At 69.3% G+C, this 21284-nt stretch carries 24 protein-coding genes and 1 pseudogene; 10 read left to right on the top strand and 15 right to left on the bottom strand.

What is annotated here, in order from left to right:
- Positions 1-39: 39 nt before the first annotated feature.
- Positions 40-1452: an MFS transporter gene (locus ACO0E0_RS12830; protein WP_422871823.1), complete on the bottom strand. Its 1413-nt coding sequence runs from the start codon at positions 1450-1452 to the stop codon at positions 40-42.
- Positions 1449-2018: a helix-turn-helix domain-containing protein gene (locus ACO0E0_RS12825; RefSeq protein ID WP_422871822.1), complete on the bottom strand. Its 570-nt coding sequence runs from the start codon at positions 2016-2018 to the stop codon at positions 1449-1451. The genes ACO0E0_RS12830 and ACO0E0_RS12825 overlap by 4 nt, the downstream gene beginning before the upstream one ends.
- A gap of 243 nt (positions 2019-2261) precedes the next feature.
- Between ACO0E0_RS12825 and ku the strand changes: the two genes are divergently transcribed.
- Positions 2262-3293, top strand: a complete 1032-nt coding sequence (ku, locus tag ACO0E0_RS12820) for a non-homologous end joining protein Ku (RefSeq protein WP_422871821.1) — start codon at positions 2262-2264, stop codon at positions 3291-3293.
- Between the two features lie 433 nt (positions 3294-3726).
- Here the strand turns inward: ku and ACO0E0_RS12815 are convergent, their stop codons facing one another.
- From ACO0E0_RS12815 to ACO0E0_RS12800, 4 genes are read right to left on the bottom strand one after another with little or no spacing between them, the layout of a single operon-like run.
- Complete coding sequence (locus ACO0E0_RS12815; RefSeq protein WP_422871820.1) at positions 3727-4527, bottom strand: serine hydrolase domain-containing protein; 801 nt, start codon at positions 4525-4527, stop codon at positions 3727-3729.
- 28 nt (positions 4528-4555) lie between these two features.
- The gene (locus ACO0E0_RS12810; RefSeq protein WP_422871819.1) at positions 4556-5521 is read right to left on the bottom strand and encodes an HTTM domain-containing protein; all 966 of its coding nucleotides are present in this window, start codon (positions 5519-5521) and stop codon (positions 4556-4558) included.
- Positions 5518-6123, bottom strand: a complete 606-nt coding sequence (locus ACO0E0_RS12805) for a DUF5819 family protein (protein ID WP_422871818.1) — start codon at positions 6121-6123, stop codon at positions 5518-5520. The genes ACO0E0_RS12810 and ACO0E0_RS12805 overlap by 4 nt, the downstream gene beginning before the upstream one ends.
- Before the next feature lie 56 nt (positions 6124-6179).
- Complete coding sequence (locus tag ACO0E0_RS12800; RefSeq protein WP_422871817.1) at positions 6180-6503, bottom strand: hypothetical protein; 324 nt, start codon at positions 6501-6503, stop codon at positions 6180-6182.
- Positions 6504-6801: 298 nt separating this feature from the next.
- Between ACO0E0_RS12800 and ACO0E0_RS12795 the strand changes: the two genes are divergently transcribed.
- Together ACO0E0_RS12795 and ACO0E0_RS12790 are read left to right on the top strand one after the other, a co-directional pair.
- Positions 6802-7311, top strand: coding sequence for an HAD family hydrolase (locus ACO0E0_RS12795; protein ID WP_422871816.1), 510 nt, complete (start codon positions 6802-6804; stop codon positions 7309-7311).
- Positions 7312-7403: 92 nt separating this feature from the next.
- Positions 7404-8000 (top strand): annotated as a pseudogene (locus tag ACO0E0_RS12790) (antibiotic biosynthesis monooxygenase).
- A gap of 50 nt (positions 8001-8050) precedes the next feature.
- Here the strand turns inward: ACO0E0_RS12790 and ACO0E0_RS12785 are convergent.
- From ACO0E0_RS12785 to ACO0E0_RS12775, 3 genes are read right to left on the bottom strand one after another with little or no spacing between them, the layout of a single operon-like run.
- Positions 8051-8992, bottom strand: a complete 942-nt coding sequence (locus tag ACO0E0_RS12785) for a ribokinase (RefSeq protein ID WP_422871815.1) — start codon at positions 8990-8992, stop codon at positions 8051-8053.
- Complete coding sequence (gene uriH / locus ACO0E0_RS12780; RefSeq protein ID WP_422871814.1) at positions 8989-9963, bottom strand: uridine-preferring nucleoside hydrolase UriH; 975 nt, start codon at positions 9961-9963, stop codon at positions 8989-8991. The genes ACO0E0_RS12785 and uriH overlap by 4 nt, the downstream gene beginning before the upstream one ends.
- A 35-nt stretch (positions 9964-9998) precedes the next feature.
- Positions 9999-10526 carry a hypothetical protein gene (locus tag ACO0E0_RS12775; RefSeq protein WP_422871813.1) on the bottom strand — a complete coding sequence of 176 codons (528 nt, stop codon included), beginning with the start codon at positions 10524-10526 and terminating at the stop codon, positions 9999-10001.
- A gap of 276 nt (positions 10527-10802) precedes the next feature.
- Between ACO0E0_RS12775 and ACO0E0_RS12770 the strand changes: the two genes are divergently transcribed.
- Entirely contained in the window at positions 10803-11303 is a 501-nt protein-coding gene (locus ACO0E0_RS12770) for a hypothetical protein (protein ID WP_422871812.1), read from the top strand.
- Here the strand turns inward: ACO0E0_RS12770 and ACO0E0_RS12765 are convergent.
- Together ACO0E0_RS12765 and ACO0E0_RS12760 are read right to left on the bottom strand one after the other, a co-directional pair.
- A complete protein-coding gene (locus ACO0E0_RS12765; RefSeq protein ID WP_422871811.1) occupies positions 11257-13068 on the bottom strand; it encodes an MDR family MFS transporter in 1812 nt (603 codons plus the stop codon). The genes ACO0E0_RS12770 and ACO0E0_RS12765 overlap by 47 nt on opposite strands.
- A complete protein-coding gene (locus tag ACO0E0_RS12760; protein WP_422871810.1) occupies positions 13065-13697 on the bottom strand; it encodes a TetR/AcrR family transcriptional regulator in 633 nt (210 codons plus the stop codon). Before ACO0E0_RS12760 ends, ACO0E0_RS12765 begins: the two co-directional genes overlap by 4 nt.
- Before the next feature lie 108 nt (positions 13698-13805).
- On the opposite strand from ACO0E0_RS12760, the gene ACO0E0_RS12755 reads away from it, so the two are divergent.
- The 5 genes from ACO0E0_RS12755 to ACO0E0_RS12735 are packed head-to-tail and all read left to right on the top strand — an operon-like array spanning position 13806 to position 17259.
- The gene (locus ACO0E0_RS12755; protein ID WP_422871809.1) at positions 13806-14057 is read left to right on the top strand and encodes a hypothetical protein; all 252 of its coding nucleotides are present in this window, start codon (positions 13806-13808) and stop codon (positions 14055-14057) included.
- Positions 14054-14857 carry an ABC transporter ATP-binding protein gene (locus ACO0E0_RS12750; protein WP_422871808.1) on the top strand — a complete coding sequence of 268 codons (804 nt, stop codon included), beginning with the start codon at positions 14054-14056 and terminating at the stop codon, positions 14855-14857. The genes ACO0E0_RS12755 and ACO0E0_RS12750 overlap by 4 nt, the downstream gene beginning before the upstream one ends.
- On the top strand, positions 14844-15119 hold the full coding sequence (locus ACO0E0_RS12745; RefSeq protein ID WP_422871807.1) for a hypothetical protein: 276 nt from the start codon (positions 14844-14846) through the stop codon (positions 15117-15119). The genes ACO0E0_RS12750 and ACO0E0_RS12745 overlap by 14 nt, the downstream gene beginning before the upstream one ends.
- Positions 15116-16579: a hypothetical protein gene (locus ACO0E0_RS12740; protein WP_422871806.1), complete on the top strand. Its 1464-nt coding sequence runs from the start codon at positions 15116-15118 to the stop codon at positions 16577-16579. Before ACO0E0_RS12745 ends, ACO0E0_RS12740 begins: the two co-directional genes overlap by 4 nt.
- Positions 16576-17259 (top strand): zinc metalloprotease, encoded by a 684-nt coding sequence (locus ACO0E0_RS12735; protein ID WP_422871805.1) that lies wholly within the window; start codon positions 16576-16578, stop codon positions 17257-17259. The genes ACO0E0_RS12740 and ACO0E0_RS12735 overlap by 4 nt, the downstream gene beginning before the upstream one ends.
- 64 nt (positions 17260-17323) lie before the next feature.
- Here ACO0E0_RS12735 and ACO0E0_RS12730 read toward each other — a convergent pair whose 3' ends face one another.
- Both ACO0E0_RS12730 and ACO0E0_RS12725 read right to left on the bottom strand, forming a co-directional pair.
- On the bottom strand, positions 17324-17836 hold the full coding sequence (locus tag ACO0E0_RS12730; protein ID WP_422871804.1) for a GNAT family N-acetyltransferase: 513 nt from the start codon (positions 17834-17836) through the stop codon (positions 17324-17326).
- Between the two features lie 124 nt (positions 17837-17960).
- Positions 17961-18638: an HAD family hydrolase gene (locus tag ACO0E0_RS12725; RefSeq protein ID WP_422871803.1), complete on the bottom strand. Its 678-nt coding sequence runs from the start codon at positions 18636-18638 to the stop codon at positions 17961-17963.
- A gap of 121 nt (positions 18639-18759) precedes the next feature.
- On the opposite strand from ACO0E0_RS12725, the gene ACO0E0_RS12720 reads away from it, so the two are divergent.
- A complete protein-coding gene (locus ACO0E0_RS12720) occupies positions 18760-18978 on the top strand; it encodes a hypothetical protein (RefSeq protein WP_422871802.1) in 219 nt (72 codons plus the stop codon).
- 3 nt (positions 18979-18981) lie between these two features.
- Here the strand turns inward: ACO0E0_RS12720 and ACO0E0_RS12715 are convergent, their stop codons facing one another.
- Together ACO0E0_RS12715 and ACO0E0_RS12710 are read right to left on the bottom strand one after the other, a co-directional pair.
- On the bottom strand, positions 18982-19443 hold the full coding sequence (locus ACO0E0_RS12715) for a MarR family winged helix-turn-helix transcriptional regulator (protein WP_422871801.1): 462 nt from the start codon (positions 19441-19443) through the stop codon (positions 18982-18984).
- Position 19444: 1 nt separating this feature from the next.
- Entirely contained in the window at positions 19445-21199 is a 1755-nt protein-coding gene (locus tag ACO0E0_RS12710; RefSeq protein ID WP_422871800.1) for an MDR family MFS transporter, read from the bottom strand.
- Between the last annotated feature and the right edge of the window lie 85 nt (positions 21200-21284).

Genomic DNA, 21284 nt, shown 5'->3' with positions numbered 1-21284 from the left:
CCTCGGGCTCCCGGTCCGGGACGCTCTCTCCGCAAAGCGTCAGGCTGTCCGCGCGGTCCCCGTCCCCCGTGATGCGCTCCGGACGGCGCGCGGGAGCAGCACCGCCGCCAGGACCGCCGCGACGACGTACGTCCCCGCCTGCACCTCGAGCAGCGGCATCGTCCCGACCGGCCCCTGCAGGAGTCCCGCCCCGAGCATCCCGATCGCCTGCCCGGCCGCCGCGACGAGCCCGAGCGCGCTGAACGTCGCCGCCCGCCCGTGGACCGGGGTCAGGAGCTGCAGCATGCTCGTCGTCCCGGCGCCCGAGAGCACGCCGGGCGCTCCGACGAGCGCGAACAGGAGCACGTACGGCCACAGCGCGTGGGTGACCCAGGAGAGGTTCCACATGACGATGGTGATCACCGCGAACGAGGCCAGCCCGACCACGGCGACCCGCGCCACCGGGAACCGGCTCGCCGCGACCGCGAGGACGGCCCCCGCGGCGATCGCGCCGACCGCCTGCACACCCCGGAGCAGTCCGACGTCGGCGTCGTTCCCGCCGATGCCGTCGGTCACGAAGAACACGAACAGCACCACGAACAGGCCCTGCGCGATCGCGGCGACGAACAGCACGGCGAGCGTGCCGCGGGTCACGGGCGACCGGAGGGCCGCGAGCACGCCGTGCACGCGGGGCGCCGGAGCCCGGTGGGCGGTCGCGTCCGGCCGGGTCGTCCCGTCCGGGCGGGTCGTCTCGTCCGGGCGGGTCGTCCCGTCCGGGCGGGTCGTCCCGTCCGGCACGGCGGTCGGACGGGAGGCGCGACCCGCCCCCGCCACGGACGGCAGCGTCCCGAGCAGGATCGCCGACCCGACGTACGTCACGAGGTCGGCCGCCGCGACGAGCGGCAGGTGTCCGACGGCGAGCAGCACACCCCCGAGCGGGCCCCCGACGAGCCGCCCGACGTCCTGCCCGAGCCCGACGAGCGCGTTCGCGGAGACGATCCGGTCCCCGTCGACGAGGTCGGGCAGCAGCGAGTTCTTGGCCGGCTCGAAGACCGCGCTGCACACCGCCTGCGCCACGATCACCCCGTACACGATCGGCAGGTCCGCCCGCCCGTCGACGAGGAGCAACGGCGCGAGGCAGCACGCCTGCACGATGTTGACGACCACCATGAGCCGCTTCCGGTCCACCCGGGCGACGAGCCGCGCGACGAACGGCGCGAGGACGATCGGCGGCACCAGCTCGAGCAGGAACGCGACCGAGGTGGTCAGCGCCGATCCGCTCAGCTGCAGGACGACGAGCGGCAGTGCGATGAACAGCAGCCAGTCGCCGGAGTCCGACACGACCCCGGCGATCCACAGCCGCCGGAACGCGGGGACCCGGAACGCGGAGCCGCGCATCGCCGAGCCGCCCGTCGCCGAGCCGCCCGTCGCCGAGCCGCCCGTCGCCGAGCCGCCCGTCGCGGGGGTGCTCACCGCCGGCCGAACTGCGGGCGGGGGAACGCGGTGAGCGTCAGGTGGACGTGCTCGGCGTCACCCGGCACGTCCCCATCAGCACGGGCCGGGGCGATGAACGGCCGCACGATCGCGTCGATCCGGGCGAGCAGGTCGTGGAGCTCGTCCGGCGAGGCCGTCAGCCCGTACTGCGCGTGCACGTCCGTGCCCTGCCACTCCGGCGCGAGGGACGCCCTGGTCCGCAAGTGCTCCCGGGCGAGGTGGTGGTCGAGTTCGAGCGCCGCGGCGAGCATCGCGTCGACGCCCGCCCGGTCCTCGGGGTCGACGTCGTTGGTGAACCCGGTGATCATGGCCTGCCACGGCCGGGTCCGACCGTCCGCGCCCTCCGCCGGTTCGACGAGGCCGTGCCGGGCAAGGACGCGCAGGTGGTAGCTGCAGTTCGACGGGGTGTCCCCGACGGCTCGCGCGCAGTCCGACGCGGTCGCCGGGCCGGACGACATGAGGAAGCCGAGGACGTCGAGCCGGACGGGGTGCGCGAGCGCGTCGAGGACGGCCGGGTCGGCGAGGTTCGGGCGGCGTTCGTCCACGGCGGTGCTCCGATCTGAAAGACATTTTCTGAAAGGCTCTTTCAGGACTGTAGACGGACGCGGGCCGGTCCGCAAGACGTGCCCCGCGCCTGCAGTCCGTCATCCACATCCGCTGTCGTCCGCGAGGCGACCGCGTCGGTGCGCCTCGACGGGTACTGCCGCACGGACGGCGAGGAGACAGGGCACGCGCGGCATGGGGACGTCCCACGCGCGGCGCGAGGCCGGAGCGGGCATCATGGCCCCATGAGGTCGATCTGGAAGGGCTCCATCGCGTTCGGGCTCGTCAACGTGCCCATCAAGGTCTACGCAGCCACCGAGACGCACGACGTCTCGCTCCACCAGGTCCACGACGAGGACAAGGGCCGCATCCGGTACAAGCGCGTCTGCGAGTTCGGCCACGAGGTCGACTACGGCGACATCGAGCGCGCGTACGACGACGGCGACAAGACGGTCGTGCTGACCGCCGACGACCTCAAGTCCTTGCCGACCGAACAGTCGCACGAGATCGAGGTCCTCGAGTTCGTCCCGACGGACCAGGTCGACCCGATGCTCTTCGAGAAGTCGTACTACCTCGAGCCGGACTCCCGCTCCCCCAAGGCGTACGTGCTGCTCCGACGGACCCTCGAGGAGACCGACCGCACCGCCATCGTGTCGTTCACGCTCCGCCAGAAGACCCGGCTCGGGGCGCTCCGGGTCCACGGCGACGTCCTCATCCTGCAGGGGCTGCTGTGGGGCGACGAGGTCCGGGCCGCCGACTTCAAGGCCCTCGACGAGGACGTCAAGGTCTCCGCCAACGAGCTCAAGATGTCGTCGTCGTTGGTGGCGAGCATGTCGACGGACTTCGAGCCGGAGAAGTTCACCGACGACTACCAGGCGCAGTTGCAGCAGCTCATCGATGCCAAGCTCGAGGCGGGTGACGACGTCGACACCTCCGACACGTTCGCCGCGTCCGACGGCGATGACGACGACGAGGGTGGCGACGTCATCGACCTGATGGCGGCGCTCCGCGCCTCGGTCGACAAGAACCGGGCGAGCAAGGGCAGCGGGTCCGGCTCCGCCGGCAAGCGGTCTGGAGGCGCGGCTGACGACGCCGAGGAGACCCCGGCCCGGAAGACGCGCACGTCGAGCACCGCCAAGAAGGCAGCCCCGAAGAAGACGGCTCCCGCGAAGGCGTCCGCGACGTCCGGGTCGAAGGCGTCGACCGCCGAGAAGACCCCGGCGAAGAAGTCCCCCGCGAAGAAGCCCGCTGCGTCCGGGGCCAAGAAAGCCAGCTAGCCCGCCTCCTCGACCGCCCCGTCCACACCCATCGCCCTCGTCACCCGTCGAGCGGGCAGTTCTGGCCGGTGTCTGAGCGGAACACCGGCCACAACTGCCCGTTCGAAGACGGGTGCGGGTGCGGGTGCGGGTGCGGACGGGGTGCGCACAGATGCCCGGGCTACGGGGTGCGGACGGGGCGCCTGGCCTGGCGGAGGCGGGAGATGAGCGTCGCGACGCCGAGGAACACGGCGGTGACGACCCCACCGATGGCGATGCCGAGCATGGCGATCATGTGTACTCCTTCGTACAGACCGGGTAGACGGATCATACGACGGACCGGCCCCGGCGAAGCGCGACGCCCCAAGAAGACGGCCGCCAAGAAGGCGAGCTGACCTCCGGGTCGCCTCGCCCGGCGACCCCGCCGCACCTCCGCCGGACACACAGGCGGGCGTCAGCGGGACGAGGCCCGGAGCAGGTCGACGGCGAGCATGTCGGTTCTCGTACCGATGCCGAGCGAGTGCACCACGGCCACACGCCCGTCGGAGACCGCCCTGACGATGCTCGTGTGAGCGTCTCGCGTCTCGCCGTTGATGAAATCCGCTCCACCACGTCGCTCCCACGCCGCCGGACGGTCGGGACCGCGGACGCTCCATCGCGCGAACGCGACGAGATCCTCGAAGGTTGACCAGGCACCTCCTGCCGCCGCGAAGGGCCCCTGTCCGACCGACCACGGTTCACGAAGATCGCCATCTCGCCCGCGGTGCAGTGCCCGAAGCCCGTCCGCGGGATCGAGGGTGAGAGAGGGGAACTCCTGGCCGCCGAACACGTGCGCTTTCGTCCACCCCAGCCAGTCGCCGGTGACCGTGTCGAGTACCTCGCCCAGAACTGCATAGCCCGTGTTCGAGTAGAGGTGCTCACCGCGGGTGCCGACAGGGCGCGTCCACTTCGCCGGGAGCGGCGCTCCCTTCACACGTCGGTACGGATCCGCCGCCGGGCTGAGGAGCATCTGCCACGGAACGCGGAGGAGGCCACTCCGGTGCTCGATGAGTTCACGACATGAATACCGGGCGGTGGGCAACCTGCTCACGATCGACCGGACCTCAGCGTCGGGGTCGAGAATGCCCTGCCGCGCAGCCTCCTCCACTGCAGCTGCGGTGAGGCTCTTGGTGACGCTGCCCCACTCGCGCAACGCATGGGGCGAGTGATCGGTGCCGCGAGACCCGTCGTACCGGACGGTTCCGTCAACGTCCACCAGAGCGCTGATCCATTGCCCACCACCCTTACCTCGCAACATCCGCCCCTCCCCGTCGCGATCCCCTGAGCTTGCTCAAGCACATCTGAACCTCGCGAACGAACCACGACCGCACCTTGTCCGCGTGATCATTGATGAAGATCAGGTCCATTGCCATCATCACGAGCGCAAATGAGGTGAGTCCCATCAGCACCGCGATGGCGATGTGAAACAGGAGCATGCTCGCCACCGCCCAGGGCCGCCCAGCACGGAAGAACACGAGCGGGGTGAAGAACACGCTGGTCAGGACTGTCGCATATGCCGCGGCCACGAGGACCCATCCAAGGTGAAACAGCAATGGAGTGACACCGGGGAGGTAGAACTCCGGGATGCGAAGGACGTAATACAGAGCCGTTCCGTCCTGCCAGAGCTCTCCCTGCACTTTGTACAGCCCCGCCAAGAGGTAGACGATGCAGGCCTGCGAAGCGATGAGCAGAACTCCGAGGTTGTTCGCCGCGTTCGCGACGGCGCAGTGTGGCGCAGGAAACCTGGGCCGAGTCACTCGGATCCTGTCGAAGCACCGTGTCAGCATCAAGAACGGGATGAGTAGGACCACGAGGTTGTCTCCGCCATCCATCAAGGTGGGGTTGGCCGCGTACAACGACCACAACAAGACCCAATGCAGGGCAAGAACGGCCCGCCCACCCAGTCCGAGTAGCACCGCAGTCGACGTCAACGTCCCGACGAAGTACAAGCCGTCGAAGATGGAGCCATCACCGAAGACCGCGAACAAACTCCAGCTGCCAGTCCGATCGAGTTCCTTGGCCAGGAGGTCACGCCCGAAGAGGCCATCCGGACCGAACAAGAAATGCCGGTCCGAAGCCGCGCTGACGTAGTACACGAACGACACGAGCCCGATCGTCGAACGGAGCAGACCGAGAGAAGCTGGAGCCCGTGGCGATCCGGTCATCCACGATGTCCCGCGTTCGAGAAAGGCACCGGCCTTGTTGGTCACGGCTCGATCCAACGAGAGTCGAAGTACCGGACCTCACCCACGGCGGCAGGATCAGTTCGTTCGCTCCAACCGGGAAAGCTGTGGAACACGTACCGGACCTGCACAGATTTCGGGACTGAGCCGTCTCGACATGGAAGCTTCGATGCTGCATACCGGGCGATCAGGACTTCAGTCCTGCGCTGCTCCCCGCGGCGGGGCACCGCAAGGTCGGGGATCTCCGAGGCATGTTCGTTCCGGTCCAGTCGCGCCGAGATGTCGTCCATTGCGAATCGCGCTACCAGGAGGTTGCCGAGGATCCTGTTCTCGCGCGAGGGGAACAGCCGAGATGACTGCGCCTTGATGACGGATGGCGTTGTCACGTCTCTGAACCCGGTGACTGCACCGCGACAGCTGGTCCGCGCGAGAACACCTCGCTCCTCACTCACGGGGTCCGGGCCGAAGAGTTGCCAACTCTGCGCCAGGTATGGCTCGAACCTCGCGGCGACGGGGGACAGCGCGAGACTGATCGGAGTCACGGGTCCTGCGATCACCAACGCGACCGAGACATAGAGAACCAAGACCAGCATCGCCGCGGCGCTCAGCGACATCTTGAGGCGAGACATGAATCGTCCTTCAGAGAGTGTCGGACGCCCCGCACTGCTGCGAGGCGCCCGACAGTTCAGCGGTCGAAGTAGGCGGACTCGAGCTGAGCGTCGACGGAGTTCGGGGTTTCCGATCGTCCGAGGATGCTCGCCCAGCCAGCGACCTGCGCCGCCGCCTTGTAGGCACTGGCAGCCTTGAAGCCGGCATGCAAGGCCTTTGCAACTCCCGCAATCCCACGCTGGTCAGCGCCAGGACCGTCACTGACGGACTCCGGGGCGTCCGCAACGGAATTCAAGGCCATCGCGGTCTGCTCGGAACTGGCATGCGCTCCGATTGCCGGTGTTACCACCAGCCCGCCCAGGACAGCCAGCGCTGCGAAGGTGATGGTCAATCGCTTCATGGTGACTCCCTTTCGTCGTGGCCGTTAACGTTTCACATCTGAAATCGGAGCACAAGCCCATGGCAACATTCGACTCGAGTTGCCGCAACCCGTCGACGAGGACGGTCGTGACCGACGAAGAAGAGCACGAGAGGTCAACGACCTCCCGACAGGGACCGAACGTGTGCGAGCCGGAGGCTGAGGCGAGGCGATCGGTGAGGACACGGAATCCGGGGCGGGGCTGTCCGGACCGCGCGGTCCTGCAGCCTCGCGAGTCGCGGGTGTGACGGGACGGGCCGTCGAGGGGTAGCACGGGTGCATGACCCTCCACGAGCACGCGATCGTCCGGGGCGTCCTCCTCGGGCACGCGGGCTCGATGGTGGTCGACCCCGGCACCGACCCGGCCGAACCAGCCGCCGGCACAGCGCGACCCGGCGCCCGACGTGCGGTCGACGCACTGCGCGCTGCGGGCCTCCCGGTCGGTGCGGTCGCGGAGCGGCCTGCCGCTGACCACCGTGTCGAATCGCTCGTCGGCCCGCTCGACGCGTGGTTCGCCGGGACGGGCGGCCCTGCCGACGAGGCGACGGTCCGCCAGGCGGCGAGCGCCCTGGGGATCGTGCCCGCGGAACTCGTCGTGATCGGCGACGGCGGCCCCGAGATGCGTGCGGCCCGTGCGGCGGGCGCGGCCGGCATCCTCGTGCCGTCGGACGGTACCCGGGACGACGGGGTCGACGACGCCGACGTCGTGGTGCCCTCCCTCCTCGACGCGGTCGCCCTCGTCCTGCACATGGTCCGCCGGGCTGCTCCCCGAGCGGTCGATTCCCGCTAGTCCGGAGGCTCGACACCCGCGGTACGCGCCCGCTCGGCAGAGGGGAGCGCGAGCGTCACGCGGGCGAAACACGTGCGCGCGATACTGCTGTCATGACTCCAGCCGAGCCTGGGGAAGCCGCGTCGCCACAAGCGACCACGGGGCTCCCCGTCACCGTGTCCATCACCCGCCTCGTCGAACCCGACCGGATCCCGGAGGTCACCCGCTGGGTGCAGTCCGGCGTGAACCTCGCGAACCGCTACCCGGGGTTCCTCGGCTCTGGGTGGGTCCGCTCCCACGCCGACTCGCTCGAGTGGCACATGCTGTACCGCTTCGCCGACCACGGGACCCTCGCGACGTGGGAGAACTCCGACGACCGGCTGCGGTGGCTCGACCTCGGCCGGGACCTCGTCGTCGAGTCCCGGGTGGAGAAGCGGACGGGCATCGAGGGCTGGTTCGACGTGCCGGCGGACACCCCGGCGACCTCGGCACCGCCGCGCTGGAAGCAGGCCGTGAGCATCTGGACAGGGTTCTTCCCGGTCAACCTCGTGTTCACGCTCCTCGTGATGGCGTTCGTGCCCTTCTAGGGTGCCGTACCGGTGTTCCCGAAGGTCCTCGTCACGACGCTGATCCTGACGCCGATCATGACGTACTGGGTGCTGCCCCTCGCCACGAGGCTGCTCCGCCCATGGCTGCTCCGGTCCCGGTAGCTCCGATCCCGGTAGCTCCGGTCCCGGTAGCTCCGGCGGGCGGGTCCGCCTCAGTGCGCGGCGAGGAACTCCGACAGCTCCGCCGGGGCGGGGTAGGACGCCTGGGCGCCGGGACGCGTCGCGGCGAACGCCCCGACACCGACCGCGAACCGTGCGGCGTCGACGAGCGCGTCGCCCGCCGCGAGCCTGAGCGCGACGGCCCCCATGAACGCGTCCCCGCACCCGGTGGTGTCGACCGCCTGCACCCGCACCGACGCGACCGTCTCCGGATCCGCGTCGCCGTCGAGGACGACGCAGCCCGCGCCTCCCGTCGTCACGATGGTGCGGCGCACGCCACGCTCGGCCAGGAGGCCCGCGAGACTCCGCCAGTCGGCGTCACCGGACGAGTCCACGAGCTGGGCGGCCTCGTGCTCGTTGACGAGCAGCACGTCGGTGCGCTCCAGGAGCTCGGGCGGGACCTCGCCGAAGGGCGACAGGTTCGTGAGCACCGTGACCCCGGCGTCGTGCGCGCGTCGAGCCGCCGCGAGGACGACGTCGAGGTCGACCTCGAGGCAGAGCCCGAGCACCGCCGCACCCTCGAACACCTCGGTGGCGGCATCGATATCCGACGCCGTGAGCCGACCGTTCGCGCCGGCGGAGATCACGATGGTGTTCTCGCCGTCGGCGTCGACCGTGATCACCGCGGTGCCGGTCGCGACGTCGTCGAGGACCCGCACGGCCGACACGTCGACGCCGGCTCCCCCGACGCTGTCGAGGAGCATGGTGCCGTTGCCGTCCGACCCGACCGCCCCGACGATCGCCACCCGGCCGCCGAGCCGCCCGGCCGCGACCGCCTGGTTCGCGCTCTTGCCGCCCGGGAGGATCGCGAGGTCCTCGCCGCGGAGGGTCTCACCGGCCTTCGGGAAGCGCTCGGTGCGGACGACGAGGTCGGCGTTCAGCGAGCCGACGACGACGATGCGCCCGCGCTCCCCGGTGGTCGTGGTGGCGCTCATGCCGAGACCGCCGTCGTTCCGGCTGTCACGCCACCCTCGCCGATGCGCTCGAGTGCGTCGACGACGAGACCCCAGAACCGCTCGTGGTCGAGCTCGGTCGCGCCCCACGTGCGGCAGTCGGCCGGCGCGGGGGTCCGGAGGTCCGCGACCGTCATGCCGAGGGTCAGCGTGCCGGTCGTCTCGATCCCGATCGGCATCTGCACCGCCCGGATGATCGTCGGGTCGATGACATGGGCGACGGCACACGGGTCGTGCACGGGCGGCGCATCGAACCCCTGCACGTCGCGGTAGGCGTCCGCGAAGAACTCCAGCAGGTCCCCGACGAACCGCGACGGACCGGTCCCGACGGCTTCGATGGACGCGGCGACGTCCGGGGTGGCGAGCGCCTGGTGCGTGACGTCGAGTCCGACCATGACGACCGTCCAGCCTGCGCTGAAGACGATGTGCGCGGCCTCCGGGTCGATCACGATGTTGAACTCGGCGACCGGGCTCCAGTTGCCGACGTGGATGCCGCCGCCCATGAGCACGACCTTCTTGACCCGCTCGACGATCCTGGGCTCCTTCCGGGCGGCGAGCGCGATGTTCGTCAGACCGCCGGTCGGCACGAGGGTGACGGTCCCCGGCTCGTGCGCCATCACGATGTCGATGATGAGGTCGACGGCGTGCCGCGGGTCGAGCTCGATCGTCGGCTCGGGCAGCACGGGGCCGTCCATCCCGGACTCGCCGTGGATGTCACCGGCGGTCTCGATGGTCCGCAGCAGCGGCCGGTCGGCCCCGGCGGCGAACGGCACATCGGTGATGCCGGCGATCGTCCCGACGGCGAGGGCGTTGCGCGTGACCTTGTCGAGCGTCTGGTTGCCGACGACGGTGGTGACGGCGAGCAGGTCGATCTCCGGGCTGCCGTGCGCGAGGAGGATTGCGACGGCGTCGTCGTGTCCGGGATCGCAGTCCAGGATGATCTTCTCGGGCATGCGGGCTCCTCGTCAGGGGTGAATCGGCGCCGGGTTCAGCGCACACCTCCCAGGGTCGCACGCGCGGACGTCGACCGTTCCGCGCGCCGCTCCGCACCGCGCTTCCGCACGACCACGAGCGCGGCGAGCACCCCGGACGCGAGGAGTGCTCCGAGTGCCGTCAGCCGCGGCTCGGCGAACCCGACGACGGTCCCGAGGTAGTTCCCGAGGAACCCCGACCCGACCGCGATCACGAGGACCGAAGCGGCCTCGGCGACGATCCGCGCGACACCGGTCCGCCCCGCGAGGGTCACGAGCCCCGCGACCGCCCCGAGGATCGCACCGACGGACACCCAGATGAGGATGCCGAGGCCGGTGATGAGGAACACGATCCCGACGGCGCTCCCGACGTTGAACCCGGTGTCGGCCGTCGACTCGTGCACCTGCGGGACGAGGACGACCACCACGAACACGATCGCGAACACCGCACCCCAGAGTGCGCCGAACAGGGGGAACAGCTGCAGGAGCGGGCGCTGCCAGAACGGCTTGCTCCGGAGACGCCGCCACGACTTCGGTCCTCGCACGGTGTCATCCTCTCGCGAAGCGTCGTCCTGGTCGACAGGCGCACGGTCCCCCGAACGGGGGACATCGCGTGATGGTCGCGATCCGCCGACCCGTCGGCAGGGAGCTGCGACGTCGGGGTCGCGATCCGCCGGCGCGGACCTGCGACTCCGGGCGCGCGATCCGCCGGCCTGGAGGCGCGTGTACCGTCACGCGTCCAGGCATGAGCGGGCGGGACACTGCGCGGGCAGGCACCATGAGATGGCTCCGACACCGTCGGGGACGAGGAGACGACGACAATGACCGACGAGGACAACGACATCATCGCTCGGGCCGCGAAGAAGGTCCACGACGCGATCGACGCTGCGGGTGTCGTGCCCGCGGAGGGACGGAACGCCCTGCACGACCTCGCCGGCCGGGCGCAGGACGCCGCACACGCGGTGGTCGCGAGCGACGCGGTGCGGAACCTCGCGGACCGTGCCGAGCACCTCGTGCGCGACGTCGCCGACCGCACCGAGACCGTCGTGGACGACGTCGCCGGTCGAGCCGAGACCGTGGTGACCGACGTCACCGACCACGCGGAGACCGTCGTGCAGGACGTCACCGACCGGGCCGAGGCCGTCGTGCACGACGTCACCGACCGGGCCGAGAGCGCCGCCGAGACGGTCGCGCTCGTCGCCATGGAGACCGTCGACGAGCTGCGTCGTCGCTACCGTCGCGGCGTGCGGATCGGCGGAGCCGTCGGCGTCGGGGTCATCGCCCTGCTCGTGATCGCCGTCCTCCGGTCACGTCGCCGCTGACGCGACCGTCATCGATCGCGTCGCCGTCGCGAGCGTCGTCAGCACCGGCCTCAGCATCGTCGGCGACGGCGGCGCTGTCACCAGGGACGGCGGTGCTGGGACCGGCGTCGGCGGCGACGGCGGCCCCACCGACCCGGGCCCGGTGCGCCCGCTCGAGTTCGTCCGCCTCCGGACCGCCGACGGCCTCACCGCGGGCGACCATGCCGGCCACGTCCGCGAGCGTGATCTGCGGCAGGAACAGCGCGAGCAGGAACGCCGCCGCCACGAACGGCAGCAGGTACCAGAACACCGGCGCGAGCGAGTCCGCGTAGGCGTTGACGATCCCGGTCTGCACCGCCTCGGGGAGCTTCGCGACCGTCGCGGGGTCGATGCTGCCTGCGGACGACGCCGCCTGCGACGCCGATCCACCGGCACCCGCGAACACGTCGGTGAGCGAGGAGGTGAGCCGCGAGGTGAACAGCGCCCCGAAGACCGCGACGCCCAGGGAGGCACCGACCTCACGGAAGTAGTTGTTCGTGCTCGTGGCGGTCCCGACGACCTGCGCCGGCACCGAGTTCTGCGCGACGAGCACCACGACCTGCATGATGAGCCCGAGGCCGGCACCGAACACGAACAGGTAGACGCAGATGAGCCAGATCGGCGTGCTGGCTGCCAGCGTCGTCATGCAGAGCATCGCCACGGCCACGAGGAGCGTGCCGACGATCGGGAACATCCGATAGCGCCCGGTCTTGGTGATCAGGTTGCCGGAGACGATCGAGGTGCCGATGAGGCCCACCATCATCGGGAGCATGAGGAGCCCGGACACGGCCGCCGAGGTGCCCGACGACATCTGCAGGAACGTCGGGACGAAGCCGATCGCCGCGAACATGCCGACGCCGAGGACGAACCCGATCCCGGTCGCGGTGAGGAACGTGCGGTTGCGGAAGAGCGAGAGCGGGAGCACCGGGTCCTCGGCGCGGGACTCGACGAACACCAAGAGCGACGCCGCGACGACGAGCCCTGCGGCCCAGAGCCACGTGACGGCGGCACCCCAGCCGTGCTCGGCGTTGCCGCCGGACTCGGTGAAGAACACCAGGCACGCGGTCGCCGCCGACATCAGGACGACCCCGAGGACGTCGACCTGCTTGGTGGCCCTCTTGCTCGGCAGCGTCAGCGCGAACCACGCGATGAAGAACGCCGCGACGCCGACCGGGATGTTGATGTAGAACGCCCAGTTCCACGTGAGGTGGTCGACGAAGAACCCGCCGAGGAGCGGGCCGCCGATCGCGGAGAGCCCGAAGATCGCCCCGAGCGGGCCGAGGTACTTGCCGCGCTGGGAGGCCGGGACGATGTCCGCGATGATCGCCTGCGACAGGATCATCAGGCCACCGCCGCCGAGGCCCTGCATGGCGCGGAAGACCACGAGCTGCCAGAAGTCGCCGGCGAAGGCGCATCCGGCGGACGCGATGGTGAACAGCGCGATGGCGATGAGGAACAGGTTCCGGCGACCGAGGACGTCACCGAACTTGCCGTAGATGGGCATCACGACGGTCGAGGCGAGCAGGTAGCCGGTCGTCAGCCACGCCTGGTGCGCGACGCCGCCGAGCTCGCCGACGATCGTCGGCATGGCCGTCGACACGATCGTCTGGTCGAGGCTCGACAGGAGCATCCCCGCGATGAGCGCCGAGAAGATGATCCAGATCCGACGCTGGGTGAGGAGGAGCGGCCCGGCGGCAGCTCCGGTCGTGCGGCGCCCGGGGCGGGTCGGCGCGGTGGGGGTGCTCATGCTGTCGTCTCCAGGGGGATGGATGTCGGTGTGACGGCGTCGGTGGCGGCACGGAGGGTGTCGAGGACGAGCGTGTCGAGGTCCTCGGGATCGGCGGCGGTGTCCGGGGAGGCGAAGTACCGTTCCGCCGCGGTCTGCATGACCGCGGTGGCGACGGCGACCGCGACCGCCGGGCGCTGGTCGTCGGGCGAGAGCCCCTCCCGGTCGCGGAGCGCGTCGACGAGGAGGCGGGACTGCTCCATCCCGTTCGACATCGCCTTCGGGAGCAGGCTCGGCTCGCGGTCGAGGGCGGCCTTGAACTGCAGGCCGGCCTCGCGCGTCATGCCGTGCCGCTCGACGTGGACGAGCGCGGCTCGGCAGACCGTCTCGACGAGGCTCATGCCCCGCGGGACGAGTCCGCCGTTCCGGAACTCCTCGAGCAGCGCGTCCGCGGCACCGAGCTCGATGCCGACGACCGCGTCCTCCTTCGACGAGAAGTGGTTGAAGAAGGTTCGGCGGGAGACCCCGACCTCGTCGCAGAGCTGCTCGATGGTGAACCCGGTGAGGCCGAGCTCTGCTGTCATCCGACGCGCCACGAACATCAGGTTCTGGCGGAGCGCACGGGTGCGCACGGCGACGGCGGGGGTCATGCGGACCAGAATTGCACTTTCAGCCCAATAGTGCAAGTAGTGCGGCGATGCTTGTGTTTCACACCGCAGTATCAGTATGTTGGCAGCCCAACGGAAAGGAGGGGTTCGATGTCGAACCTCGTAGTCGACACAGTGGTGGGTTTGCAGATCGCCAGGGCCCGCGGGCTCGACGCCGTCATCGGTCGGACCGAAGTGTCTCGCGACCGATTCGTCGTGGTGATCCTCGCAATTGCGATCATCCTCGCAGCGGGCATCGCCGTGGCGTGGTGGGCCGCATGTCAGAGCAAGGGCCTGTACCCAGCGCTCGACATGCCGTCATGGAACGCGGGCGGGACCTGGAAGGCGTACTGCAAGAAGTGACTGATGTCATCGAGAAGGCCGCGGATGTCATCCTCCATGTTGCCGGAATATCGAAGCGGTACGGGAAGCGCACCGTCCTGGACGATTTCTCATTGCAACTGGCTACCGGACAAGTCTGCGGCCTTCTCGGTTCCAACGGTTCGGGGAAGAGCACAGCGCTTCATGTGATAGCTGGCCTCGTGGACGCTGAGATCGGTGACGTCTGGCACGCTGACGAGCATGTGACGAGCAAGAAGTCGCGTCAGAAGTTCGGATTCGCTCCCGACGACCTGCCGGTGCCTTCGTCACTCACCGGTCGGGAGTTCCTTGACGTCCATGCGTCGCTTCGCCGAGAGGGCCCGCGGGGTCTCGATGAACGACTGGCCGCGCTGCTGGAGCTCTCGGACGCACTCCCGTCTCCGATGGCGTCGTACTCGCACGGCATGAAACGCAAGCTGCAGTTGATCGCAGCGCTGGCCCACCGACCATCCCTGCTGATACTCGATGAGCCGTTCCGCGGCCTCGATCCAGACGCCAGCATGACGCTCCAGGATCTCATCGCAGCCTTCGCCGCATCCGGCGGCGCAGTTCTCCTGGCCACCCACGATCTCCATCAAGTCAGTCGCCACTGCGACACCCTCGTGGTCCTTCATGACGGGATGACGACTCTTCGCGGGACGGTGTCGGAATTGGAGAGCATTCATGGCTCGATTGAGAATGTTTTCCTCGAGGCAACGGGCAAGCAGCTAAACAGCGTCAACCGGAGGAAGAACATACAAGCCATGTTTGAAGAGGAAGGTATCTCGATTGACCGCCACTAAGCTCATCTCGACCGTCCTCTTGTCCATCCTGACGGGTGTGGCTGGCACGTTCATCACGATCGTCGCGGTCGTTGCGGCGGCGGCGATGTTGCGCACCCCTGTCGGCATACCGTGGGTGTTCAGTGCCTCCGTGACGACGGTGAACGATCTTCCCGCGGTGGAGTTCACGCCGAACGGCGCTGGGCTCATAGCGCTTTCCGCGATCATCGCCGCAGCCTGCACGACGGCCGTCGTCAGCGTCTGGTCACGAACACGGCGGTGAAAGACGCGTACAAAGTCACGGAGATCGCGCTGCGGGTCTGGTTCAGCGAGACCGCCGCGTCCTTGAACATGTCGCGCCGATCAGTCGTCTGCGCCACTGTGGTGTTGCTGATCGCGACGCTGACAGGTGGCTACGGGCTCGCCAGGGTGTCACTGACGTCCGCGTCGGGAACTCCACCGCCCACGGACATCGCGGAACTCATCCTCACGACATCCACCTCGGGCGCGCTGCTCGAGGCCGTGGCTTTCAGCGTGTTGTTGCTTCTTGTCGGACCGAGACGGACCTCGATCCAGGCGATGCTGGAGTTGCTCCCCGTCGCCCGAACGTCCGTCCGGATCGGCTTGAACGCCCCGTTGTTCGCCCTAGCGTTCGTCGCCGCGTGCTCATTCGGTATGAGCACCTTCGTGTTGGCCTGGGCGGATCTCGATTCCGGGGACGCGGCACTGCTCACGGCCGCGCTCCCTCTCGCTCTCATCGTGGTGCAGTGCCTCGCGCTCGGGACGCTGACCCTCGTCGGTTCGGCCATACGTCAGCTCGTGCATGTGCCCGAGCAACTCGCGGAGGCGGTAGCGGCGGGTGTGATCATCGTCGCCAGTACGTTCCTCTTCGGGTCACAGCTCGTCGTGCCCGGAGCCGGCGGGGTGTCGTCACACCTGCTCCTCAGCAACGCAGTCGTCATCGGTATCGTAGGCCGCGATCCTCTCGCGCTCTGCGTCGCAGCGTTCTGGATCGTCGTGAGCGCCTGTGTCTGCTTTGCCGCGTCGCGCTACCGCGGATCCCCGCGCGATCGCGGGGTCATGCTCCTTCCTCTCCCACGCTGGCGCACGGAGCGTGCTGCACCCGCAATCGGCCTGACAGCGTCGAAGACACTCATTCGTGACCCCCGCTCAGCCCTTGCCGCCACGGGCGGAACAGCCCTGCTCATCGCATCAGGCTTGCTGCTGCCTCGAGTCGTTCCCGAGGCGATCGCACACGCGTTGGCAGGCGCCTCTTTGTTGGCACTGACGTTCACGGTGATCTTCGTTCCCGGGCGGTTCACTCGATGGTCATGGCTCGGGACGATGTTGACGGCTCGGAGAGACTGGTGGGTGGCTCCGTCCATCGTCGCGCATCTGACCGTGGCCGTGATCTTCGGGATCGTCTTGGGTGGGATCGGGCTCGCCGCAGACGTGTTGCAGTGGTCTGACGCGCTGCCCGCTGCGCTCAAGATGGTCACATTGTTCAGCGCCGCACTCATTGCGGGGTCGGTTGTACCGTGGTCGGACGATCAAGCCACTTCAGGGGCCGTGGCAGCGGTCGTGATGATCCTGCTGTACGGATTTCTCACGCTGCCGGTGGCGCTCGGAGCAACTGCCATGCCTTCACACACCACGCTCCTCATCAGCGCTGCGATCGGTTGCGGATCTGTCGTGGTCGGAACGGCGGCCGCTGGATGGCGCGCGCACCACGACGCACGATGAGCAGCCTCGTGACGAGCGCCTGTGGACGGCTGGCGGGGAGGGCGTTCGTCTGCGATGCGCTCGGCTTGGATGGATCGCGCGGTCTCACAGCTCCTCACGAACTGATCGACCTCGGCTTGGCGACCAGCACCTCCTCCCGCTGGACGGCATCGTTGAGTGCTCGGCAATGGGCAGAGCCGTTGACCATCGCCGGAGTCGGCTGGCTGAGACCCGTCATCGTGGCGATGATGGCATCTGCGCTCCCGTTCCTGGGCCTGTCGGCCCTGATGGGGGCCGTCTTCGTGTGCACCGGTCAAGGACTGGGACTGATCGCGGTGCTCCTCTTCATCCTGGTCTTCCTGATGTCCGGGTGGGTGCACGAGATGGGCCATCTCCTGGCGCTGCTGGCAGTGCGGACTTCGAACCGTCACGTCCACCTCGTGACGCGGCTCGGCATTGCGCATGTGATCCGACAGCGGACCACTCGCCGTCGCGAGGTCGCAGTCGTCCTGAGCGGGCCACTCCTGGCTGCGGTGATGTTGATCACCGTGGGCCTGGTGCTGCAGTCGCCACTCAGTGCGACGATCGCGTTCTCACTCGGAGGAATTCATCTCGCGCAGCTCGGCCTCCCAAGCGGAGATGGAGGTGCGATTCGACGGGCATTGCGGTCACCACCCGCGAACGACGGTCGCACGCCATGATCCATCGATGATCGTGACTTCATCGATGCGCTGCTGTCGTTCGCGAAGGCCGGCGCGCGAGGGGCTACAGGTCCTTCGCGAAGCAGATCGAGAACGGCATCACCGCGGCATAGGGCTCGTAGTTCTCGATGCGCCGCCACCCCTGCTTGCCGTACAGGGCGACCGCCTCCGGCTGCTTGTCGCCGGTCTGCAGGATGAGCCGCGCAGCGCCCACCTCGCGTCCGACGGACTCGCTCTCCGCGAGCAGCGCCGACGCCGCGCCCTTGCCCCGCGCACTGTCGAGGACCATCAGCCGCTTCAGTTCGAGCTCGTCGGTCGGCTCAGCGCCCTCGATCGCGGTGCGGAGTCGACGGACGGCGATGTGCCCGACGGCGACGCCCGCCTCGTCGATCGCCAGGATGCTCGTGACGACCCGGTCGGGATCCACCGACAGCGCCCGGTCGCGCGCGTCGGTCACGTCCTTCGGTTCCGGGTCGTCCGCGGGTCGGGCGTAGCGGACGTGCATGTCCTCGTCCATGGCCGCGCGGAGCGCGACACCGCGCGGGTCGTCCCAGGAGACACGTTCGATGGTGATCACGATCGTCCATCCTCCCGCACATCGGCGCGGTCCACGAACCCGCCGGACGGACGGGGAGACGGACTGGAGGCACGGTGCAGCCTGGCACCGTCCCTCCAGTCCGGCGGGTGGTCGCGTCGGCGACCTACGGTCGCAGGCTGCCGAGCGGGCTGTCGCCGAGGTGCGCGAGGAGGTCCGCCGGGTCGTCGTAGACCGCGATCGCGCCGGCATCGGTCAGCTCGGAGTCCGCGACCCCGCCGCTCCGCACCCCGATGCACCGGACGCCTGCCCTCGCGGCGGCACGGACGTCCCACATCGCGTCCCCGACCATCACGGCGTGGTCCGCGTCGACACCGGCCTGCTCGAGGGCCTTCTGGACGATGCCGGGATCGGGCTTCGCGGCCTCGACGTCGTCGCCACCCGTGACCGCCCAGAGCGCCCCCTCGATGCCGAGCAGCCCGCGCAGGGTCTTCAGCTCGTTCTCCGGCGCACTCGTGGCGAGGACGACGGCGTGCCCGCGGTCGCTCAGCTCGCCGAGCAGTTCGCGCGCCCCCGGGAGCAGGTGCAGCCGGTCGAGGTGCTCGGCGAAGTAGGCCGTCTGGTACGCCTTCGCCTGCTGCGCGGCGTCGGACTCGCTCGTCCCGAGGAGCTCCTCGAGGAGCATCGACCCGTCCATGCCGATGAGCCGATGGATCCGCCACGCGTCGACCTGCTCCCCGACGGCGTCGAACGCGCGTCGCCAGGCGTCGACGTGCTGGAAGTTCGGGTCGACGAGGGTGCCGTCGATGTCGAACAGGACGGCGGTGCGGGGGTGATCGGCCATCGCCCCAGCCAACCCGCCCCGCACACCGGCCGACCACGGGGTACGGATTCCGGCGATGGCTGTGCGCCGCTGTCGGTCGGCCGAGCATCATCGGCGGTACACGACCAGGAAGGTGTTCCCCATGAACCCCGTCAAGTACATCTCGAGCTTCGGCTTCAAGAGCGAGTGGGCCTACACGGCCGGTTTCGCATCCATCGCCCTCGCACTGCTCTCATGGGCCGTGTCGCGCGGCAAGAAGGGCGACGACAAGGCGCAGTCCGACCGTTGGGGCATCTTCATCGGGCACTGGGCCCCGACGTTCATGGCCCTCGGCGTCGCGCTGAAGCTCGAGGAGAAGTAGGACCTAGGCCCGCATCGCCCGGAGTGCGCCGAGGAGCCGGACGAGTTCGCGGAGGTCGGTCGGGTCCCACTCCATGAGTCGTGCCCGGAAGTCGCCGCGCTCGGTGGCGCGGAGCTGTCCGACCCGGGCGATCGCGGCGGGCGTCGCCGTGAGGACCACGGCCCGCCCGTCGTTCGGGTCGTGGGCCCGCTCGACCAGACCGAGTTCCTCGAGCTGGTGCAGCTGGCGGCTCAGGACGCTCTTGTCGTAGCCGAGCATGTCTGCGAGACCCTTCGCGCCGCAGGACCCCTGGTGGATGAGGACGCTCAGCGTCCGGAACCCGGAGGGCTGCAGTCGCGGGTCGATCCGTGCGGCGTAGTCCCGCGCGCGGAGTCGGTACGCCTCGAACAGGATGACGAACTCCTCCTCGAGCCGGTCGACGTCTGCGCCCGTCACCTCGTCGGTGGCCGGCCGTTCGGTGGTCATCTCAGGAGTCTGACGCACGACCGGCCGGGACCGGCTGGGAATCGCGACGGTCGTCCTGCGGATCGTCACCGGCGTCGGCGACCGGTGCGGAGACGCTCGACTGCGTGGGCATCCCCGGGGCGATCGACGCCGGGTCGATGCCGGGCTGCTCGGCGGCACGCTCCGCGACCGTCTGGCTGGTCAACTCCCGGTTCGGCAGCAGTGCGACCGCGCCGATGGCGATGAGCGCGACGGGTGCGGCGACGAGGAACACGTTCGCGACCCCCGTGCCGTACGCCGACTCGACGATGATCCGGACCGCTCGGGGCAGCTCGGCGACGTTCGGGATCGATCCCGAGGCGAGTTCCTTCGCGACGACCGCGCCCCGGGCTCCGAGCGAGGAGATCGCCTGCGTCAGGTCGGCCTGTCGGTCGCCGAGGAGCGTGGTGATGCGCGACCCGAGGACCGTGCCGAGGACGGAGACGCCGAGCGTGCCGCCGAGTGACCGGAAGAACGCGACCCCCGCACTCGCGGAGCCGATGTTCCGGGTCTCCGTGGTGTTCTGCACGACGAGGACGAGGTTCTGCATGACGGCGCCGATGCCGGCCCCCATCAGGAACATGAACACGGCGACGATCCAGTAGGCGGTGTCGTACGCGATCGTGCTCATCAGGGCCATGCCGACGGCGAGCGAGACCGTCCCGCCGACCATGTAGCGCTTCCACTTGCCGGACTTGGTGATGAGCGACCCGATGACGGTGCTCGACACGAGCAGGCCGACGATCATCGGGAGCGTCAGGAGCCCGGACTCGGTCGGCGTCGCACCGCGGGCGAGCTGCATGTACTGCGCGAGGTAGACCGAGGTGCCGAACATCGCGATGCCGATGACGATGCTGGCGACGACCGCGAGCGAGAACGTGCGGTTCCGGAACAGCGACATGGGCAGGATCGGCTCCTCGGCGCGGAGTTCGACGACCACCGCGAGGGCGAGTGCGACGACCGCGCCGCCGACCATCAGGACCGTGACGAGGGACGCCCAGCCGAACTGCGAGCCGGCGAGGGTGACCCAGATGAGCAGCAACGAGACGCCACCGGCGATGAGCGTGGCGCCGAGGTAGTCGATGGAGACCTTCCGCGCCGCACGCTTCGGCAGGCGCAGCGTCAGCTGCAGCAGGACGATCGCGGCGATCGCGAACGGGACGCCGACGAAGAAGTTCCAGCGCCAGCCGAGACCGTCGGTCAGGAACCCGCCGAAGAGCGGACCGCCGACCGTGCCGACCGCCATGACGGCACCGAAGAGGCCCATGTAGCGGCCACGCTCTCGCGGGCTGATGATGTCGGCCATGATGATCTGGCTGAGCGCGGTCAGGCCGCCGGCGCCGATGCCCTGCAGCACGCGGAAGGTGATGAGCGTGCCGGGGTTCTGCGAGAACCCGGCGAGAGCCGACCCGAGCACGAAGACCACGAGCGACAGCTGGATGAGCAGCTTCCGGTCGAAGAGGTCCGCGAACTTGCCCCAGACCGGTGTGGTGACGGTCGTGGCGAGGAGCGTCGAGGTGACGACCCAGGTGTACGCGGACTCGCCACCGTGCAGGTCCCCGATGATGCGCGGGAGCGACGTGCTGACGACGGTGGACGCGAGGATGGCGACGAACATGCCGAGGAGGAGCCCGGAGAGCGCCTCGAGGACCTGCCGGTGCGACATCTTCGCCGGCGTGTCCGTCGACGCGGGGGCGGACGCGCTGGCCTCGGACGGCGCGGTGGCGGTGTGTGACATCGGTGATGACCTGTCTCGGGAGAGGGCGGAGCGATGCCACGCTGCATCGTTGGTTGATCTACGTCAACTATGCACCCATTACTTG

The sequence above is a fragment of the Curtobacterium phyllosphaerae genome, assembly GCF_049341865.1.
Taxonomy (GTDB): Bacteria; Actinomycetota; Actinomycetes; order Actinomycetales; family Microbacteriaceae; genus Curtobacterium; species Curtobacterium phyllosphaerae.
Note: the sequence above shows the minus strand (reverse complement) of the source record. Positions and strands in the feature narration are given on the sequence as shown.